We start from the raw sequence: 4511 nt of genomic DNA, 5'->3' as shown, positions 1-4511 counted from the left end.
ATGTCAGGACCACAACCTTTATAAACAGTAGCGCCAGGCCCACTTAATTTGTCCAATAGTTCTTTGGAGATGCTTGCAGAATGTCCACAGGCGTCTTCCAATGTAAATGCATAATTGCCGGTAGGAATAGGCATTTCTGTTGATCCGAAAAAAATATTTTCTTCGGTGAAAGGCCCCGGATATTGGGTGTTGAAAATTTCAGGGTCAAACCCATCGGGAAATTCAGTAAAATTTATAGTAAATGGAGCTGTGAAATTGGATGGTTTAATGGAAAGTCTTCTTTTTCCACAAGATCCAGCACCCCATAATAAATCATTAGAAATTGTCAATTTTCTATTTATAGAATTACCCTCTAAAGTGGAAATTTGTCCGCAATTATCAGTAATTTTTAAATCATAAGTATATGCTTCGTCATAGAAGAACGGGAGTGTGTTGTAAAAAATGTTTTCTGACGGATCACCTGTACTGATCTCTATGTTAATTTCTTCGGTAGTTCCATCCGGTGTATGAACCAAATAAGTAACTTGTAGGGGGTAAGAAATATTAGCGCCGACGGACTTTACCAAGTGCCCAACATTAATTTCATTACAACTTTTGAGGGTGTTTTCAAACTGCTGAAAATTTTCATCAATGAAAAAGGTGGCTTTTTGAATCTCAAAGGATCGGGAAAGCCTATCTCCGCATTCATCCGTTACAATGATTGTATAAGCCCCTGCCAAGAGGTCTTCAAAAACAGGACTTTCTTGTGGATTCCTTTCTGAAGGGCCTAATAATTCAAACGATGCTGGAGCTCCTTCATTAACGACGACTTCTATATTACCCAATTCATTTTCGCACAGCGTATTTGAAATCACGGTGAAAGAAAGTGGGTTGAAAACAGAACTTAAAGTTTCCTCAATGGAAGTTTCTTGAGGATTATCATCAATTGTATAGTTTGCACTTATTTTATATAAGCCTTCACCAAGGCCTTCGAAGATCCCATTTTGGTTACTAGCTATAAGGTTTTCACTAGGAAGTTGAAATAAGCTGTAGACCAAATTCCCCGCATTGTCCACATTTTGAAGCAATGCTTTGATTTGACCATTTCCTGAACAAGATGGATCTTGTTTCTCAATTTCTAAACGGGGACTTGATTGTGCCATTAAATTGGCATGAAAACCAATACCTAGCAACAAAGAATAAATGAAGAGCACATTTTTAAAATGTGAAATGGTTATTTTAGTAATATTCATTAACACTGGTTTTACCTAGAAGTGTCATTTTGGACTTTATAATCTAATTATTTCAAATTAAACTGGTATTTACTTTTTGCAACAGGGTTAAACTGCATCAATAAAAACAGGTTAATTCATGTTTTGATTCAATGAGAAAGCATTAAATCGAGCTTCAGTTTCTTTGAAGCTCATACATTAACTGATAAGTATGAAGGCTTAATAAATGCGATTTATTTCTTATTTAATAATAACGAAAATAAATCGCATTTGGATTACACTGCTTTACTTTAAATATTTCTTTTCAACATTTATGTCAACACTATTGTTTTGCGAGTTGGTTGGACATTCATCAAAGTGTGTCAACAATTATAAGGCCAATAATAGTAAAAAATAGGGGATGTTAAGCGAAAAAAGTTCACTTTAATTTAAAATTAGATAATATTGGCGTTAAATTGGGTTAATCTACAATATCTGTGTTAATATATGCGGATAGATTTGTTTTGTCTAAGGAATTAACGATTGCTTTTAATAAGGAAAGTACAAATTTGTCTTTTATTTTTGACTCAAGAAAGGTAGGTCCATAAATAGTTTGAGATCTCAGCAAAACTGTCATTATTTTGCCAAGAGTAACCGTGTCTTGGTCTTTTAATGAGGAAGGGTTTTGATAAAATCTTTCGGCTTCAGACTTCCAAGAGAGCCAATCAAAGAGGGGGACTAACCTTAATTTTAATACGGCGTCTAGTAATCTAACATGAATTCCGTTTAAACCGATACTACTTAATGTTGTGCTGCTTAAATCATGAATTCCATGAAATTTTTCAATTTTATAAAATCTCATTTCCATTTCTTGAATAAGATTTACCAAGGGCATTAGTTTCCTTCCATCAAGGCTGTTACAATGGTCAGAAAAGTTTCCAATAGGAATAAAAAGCGGAGTTTGGTCCTTTATCATTATTTAAATTGTTTGTAGTTTAAATGATAATTGTTTGATACTGTTTGATTTGAGTTTGTAAGTAACAACATTTTTTTGATCAATAAAATACCCTGATCAGGGTATTTTTGTATGTCAAATGCAACAATTTGCCTTTTCATAATGAAAAGCTAGGTTTTTTAATGATTTATATCAGAAAAACAACTTTTAATGAAGGAACGTATTCTTTTAGGGTATTAGATGTATATGCTTAAAAAAAATCTCTATTTTTGTTGATTCTAAACGAAAATGACATGTTCGATAATCTCAGTTTTAAATTAGATAGAGCTTTTAAGACCTTAAAAGGCACAGGAAAGATTACAGAAATTAATGTAGCTACCACTGTTAAGGAAATTCGGAGAGCACTGATCGATGCTGATGTAAATTATAAAGTGGCCAAAGAGGTTACTGACAAAATTAAAGAGGAGGCATTAGGAAGAGATGTGTTGATTGCTGTTTCCCCAGGCCAGTTGTTGGTTAAGATTACTCAGGAAGAGCTGACCAAGTTGATGGGAGGAGCCAAGGAGGAAATCAATCTTAAGGGAGATCCTTCTGTAGTGTTGATTTCCGGCTTGCAAGGTTCTGGTAAAACCACTTTTTCCGGAAAACTAGGGACTTATCTTAAAAAACAAGGTCGTCAAGTTTTATTGGTGGCCTGTGATATCTATCGTCCTGCTGCAATTGAACAATTAAAAACCCTAGGGGAGCAAATTGGGATAGAAGTTTATGCAGAGCCCGGTAATCAAAATGCCTTAGAAATTTCATCAAATGCCATTGAATACGCCAAGAAAACAGGTAAAAAGACTGTAATTGTGGATACAGCAGGCCGTTTGGCAGTGGATGAGGCCATGATGAATGAGATTTCTGCTTTGAAAGAAAGCTTGAATCCTTCAGAAACATTATTCGTAGTTGATTCAATGACCGGTCAGGATGCTGTCAATACTGCCAAAACCTTTGATGAGAGGTTGGACTTTGATGGTGTGGTACTTACCAAATTAGATGGTGACAGTAGGGGTGGTGCAGCTATTTCAATCCGCCATGTTGTCAATAAACCTATTAAGTTTATTTCAACAGGTGAGAAAATGGAAAACCTTGACCTGTTTTACCCCGATCGTATGGCCCAAAGAATTTTGGGTATGGGGGATGTGGTTTCCTTGGTCGAAAAAGCTCAACAATCATTTGATGAAGATGAAGCCAAACGGCTTAATGCAAAAATTAGAAAAAATCAATTTGATTTTGATGACTTTCTTTCTCAACTTGATCAGATCAAAAAAATGGGAAATATCAAAGACCTTTTGGGTATGATTCCAGGCATGGGCAAAGCCATAAAAGGTTTGGATATTGATGACGAATCCTTTATTCCTATTGAAGCGATTATTCGAAGTATGACCCCGGATGAAAGAGGAAACCCCTCGATTATAGACGGAAGCCGAAGGAGAAGGATTGCTAAAGGAAGTGGGCGAACCATCCAAGAAGTCAATAATCTTATGAAGCAATTTGCTGATATGAGAAAAATGATGAAACAAATGAATAAAATGGGTGGTGCTCAAAAGGCACTGGGTGCCCTAGGAGGGAATATGAGAAGGAGGTAGATCTCCTAAAAAATATACACAATAAAAAAGGCTGAAAAATATTTTTTTTCAGCCTTTTTTATTTCACCAAATCTTTATTTTCAATGGTTAATAATGAAAAAAGCAGGGCCTAAGCCCTGCTTTTTTATATAGGTAAGCCGGAAAAGATTACTTTTTATAAGTAACAGATTTCACAGCATCAATTGTCCTTTTCACATTTGGAAGCGTTGCTTCAATATAGGTTGGGGAATAACTCAATGGCACGTCCATAGAATTTACACGTATAACAGGTGCATCAAGATAATCAAAAGCTTGTTTTTGGATGTTATAGGCAATATCTGAAGACAAGGCCGCAACAGGATTGGCTTCTTCCACAATTACACATCTGTTTGTTTTCTTTACAGAAGCAATAACGGTTGGGTAATCGATTGGTTTAACTGTTCTGAGATCTATAACCTCTGCATGAATATTGTCTTTTGCCAATTCATCAGCAGCTTGGATAGCTACCTTCATCATTTTACCAAAGGAAACAAGGGTAACATCATCTCCTTTTCTTTTGATTTCTGCAACCCCTAAAGGAAGTAAATATTCACTTTCTGGCACTTCTCCCTTATCGCTATACATTACTTCTGACTCCATGAAAATAACCGGGTTGTTATCTCTAATGGAAGCCTTCAATAATCCTTTGGCATCATATGGATTTGAAGGAACCACAACTTTTAATCCTGGGGTGTTAGCAAACCAATTTTCAAAATT

The 4511-nt window shown here is 35.5% G+C and carries 4 protein-coding genes; 1 reads left to right on the top strand and 3 read right to left on the bottom strand.

The genetic code is table 11. From position 1 onward, the window contains the following. Positions 1–1232 (bottom strand): hypothetical protein (locus tag AAC037_RS20305; protein WP_339905176.1); only part of this gene is annotated, 1232 nt, incomplete at its 3' end. A 439-nt stretch (positions 1233–1671) separates the two neighbouring features. Next, positions 1672–2166 (bottom strand): DUF6508 domain-containing protein, encoded by a 495-nt coding sequence (locus AAC037_RS20300; protein ID WP_339905175.1) that lies wholly within the window; start codon positions 2164–2166, stop codon positions 1672–1674. Between the two features lie 272 nt (positions 2167–2438). Here AAC037_RS20300 and ffh point away from each other — a divergent pair, with 272 nt between their 5' ends. Next, positions 2439–3776 carry a signal recognition particle protein gene (gene ffh / locus AAC037_RS20295; protein ID WP_339905174.1) on the top strand — a complete coding sequence of 446 codons (1338 nt, stop codon included), beginning with the start codon at positions 2439–2441 and terminating at the stop codon, positions 3774–3776. A 147-nt stretch (positions 3777–3923) separates the two neighbouring features. On the opposite strand, the gene AAC037_RS20290 is transcribed toward ffh, so the two are convergent. Then, positions 3924–4511, bottom strand: a 588-nt coding sequence (locus tag AAC037_RS20290; RefSeq protein WP_339905172.1) for a transketolase C-terminal domain-containing protein, incomplete at its 5' end; no start/stop codon positions are given.

Source organism: uncultured Cyclobacterium sp., assembly GCF_963976465.1.
Lineage (GTDB): Bacteria > Bacteroidota > Bacteroidia > Cytophagales > Cyclobacteriaceae > Cyclobacterium.
Note: the sequence above shows the minus strand (reverse complement) of the source record. Positions and strands in the feature narration are given on the sequence as shown.